The 1,662-nt window shown below is 55.1% G+C and carries 1 protein-coding gene and 1 pseudogene; both read right to left on the bottom strand.

Going from position 1 to position 1,662, the window contains the following annotated elements; translation table 11 throughout:
* A partial coding sequence (locus tag FDW87_RS22740; RefSeq protein ID WP_252363200.1) for a prophage tail fiber N-terminal domain-containing protein occupies window positions 1-1,032 on the bottom strand: 1,032 nt, incomplete at its 3' end.
* A gap of 68 nt (window positions 1,033-1,100) precedes the next feature.
* Window positions 1,101-1,662, bottom strand: a pseudogene (locus FDW87_RS22745) (DUF3672 domain-containing protein); the annotation flags it as partial.

Genomic DNA, 1,662 nt, shown 5'->3' on the forward strand with positions numbered 1-1,662 from the left:
TGCCTCGTTCCGGGAAGTCAGCGCCTCATCTCTGGCCTGTTCTGCACGGGTGACACTCTCAGCGGCTGCATTTTTCTGTTTCTCAGCCTTTTCGGCTGACTGCAGGGCTGATGCATCACTGGAAGATGCCGATTCTGCACTGGCTGATGCCGCAGCCTCTGATTTAGCAGCCTTTTCGCTGTACTCCCTGGCATGCTGTTCACTTAGCACTGCAGCTGCCGCGCTGTTATCACCCTGTTCTGCCGCCTGCGTGGCCGTAAGGGCGCTTTCACGCGCTGAAATTTCAGATGCGGCTGCATTACCGGCATGTTCACCCGCTGTTTGTGCTGCTGCAGCAGCACTTCCGGCACTTCCTGCTGCTGACTGTGCCGAAACTCCCGCTTCCTCCTGCGCTTTCTGTACCGTATCGGCGGCGATTTTTGCCTGTCCGGCCTGCTCCGTCGCTGTCTGTGCAGACTTTGCCGCACTGTCCGCATCCGCTGCACAGGCCAGAACGTCCTGCGCGGTCTGTCGGGCATTATCATCAGCAGAGCGGGCAGACACATCAGCAGCATCTGCAGAGCGTGCTGCCTGCTTCTGTGACTCTGCTGCAGCCGTTGCAGAAAGGGCTGCCGAATCCTTACTTTGTTCCGCTGACTGTGCGGCCTGTTCGGCGCGTTCCCGATCCTTTTCTGTTGTACCGCTCAAATCCACTACACGGTTTACCATTTCTTCAAAGCGTTTCATCACCCCCGGGCGCAGATCTGCATCTTTTGGTGCATCGAGAAACGCATTCAGGGTATCCGGCGCATCAGTCGGGGCCACGTAAATGTCGCCAGCCACAGAGGGCGGAAACCCTTCCCGCATCAGTGACACACTGTAATAACCCGGTTCAGCCTCAATGCTGTAGTGGCCGTTCGCGTCTGTAACAGTGGATGAAATCACCTCCACAACAACGGTCGGGCTGGTTTTCTTCGCATTCAGCTGAATAGTGCAACCCTGTACCGGTTTCCCCGCCCCGTCTTTAAATACGCCAGAAATTTGTACTGACATATGTCATTACCTCTTGTTTTCAGCAATAAAAAAGCGCCCATTCAGGCGCTCGTTTCTGGATTCAGGTATCAGTAAATGCTGATCCCCGTGCTGTTCTTCTTCACCACCATGACCAGCAGGTTGCTGATATCAGCCCAGGCCCCGCCGCCATACCCCCTGGATGAAACCGTGAAGCTCAGCGTCACATTTCCACCTCCGGCTGGCATATCAAGAACCCTGCTGAATGATCTCGCTGTAATCGCGGGTTCTGCGTTGTATATCTCTCTGCCGTTGTGCTTCACCACAAGCCCACAGTCTGTCCATATCTCGTTGCTTGTCTCTGATTTTGCCTTTCCTCCTGCAAAGGTGATGGGGGGAATGATTATCTGCCTGTCAAAATGGTGGTCATCCTGTATCTGAACCGTGAGGGTCCCATTCGGGTAATTAGCGCTTCCGGGGAAAGCCCGCCCGACGGCTTTAACGATATCGCCGACAATATTCTCTGCCCGCATTGTCCCGTTAATGGTGCAGTTTTCCGCTATCGTCACATTATTGAGGGTGCCGGAATTCGCGCTGATATTACCGCTGATATCCGCATTACGGGCAGTCAGCCTGCCGTCAGGCGTCAGCATAAAGGTCGGCGGGTTCCCG

The organism is Citrobacter sp. wls826 (assembly GCF_005281245.1).
GTDB lineage: Bacteria > Pseudomonadota > Gammaproteobacteria > Enterobacterales > Enterobacteriaceae > Citrobacter > Citrobacter braakii.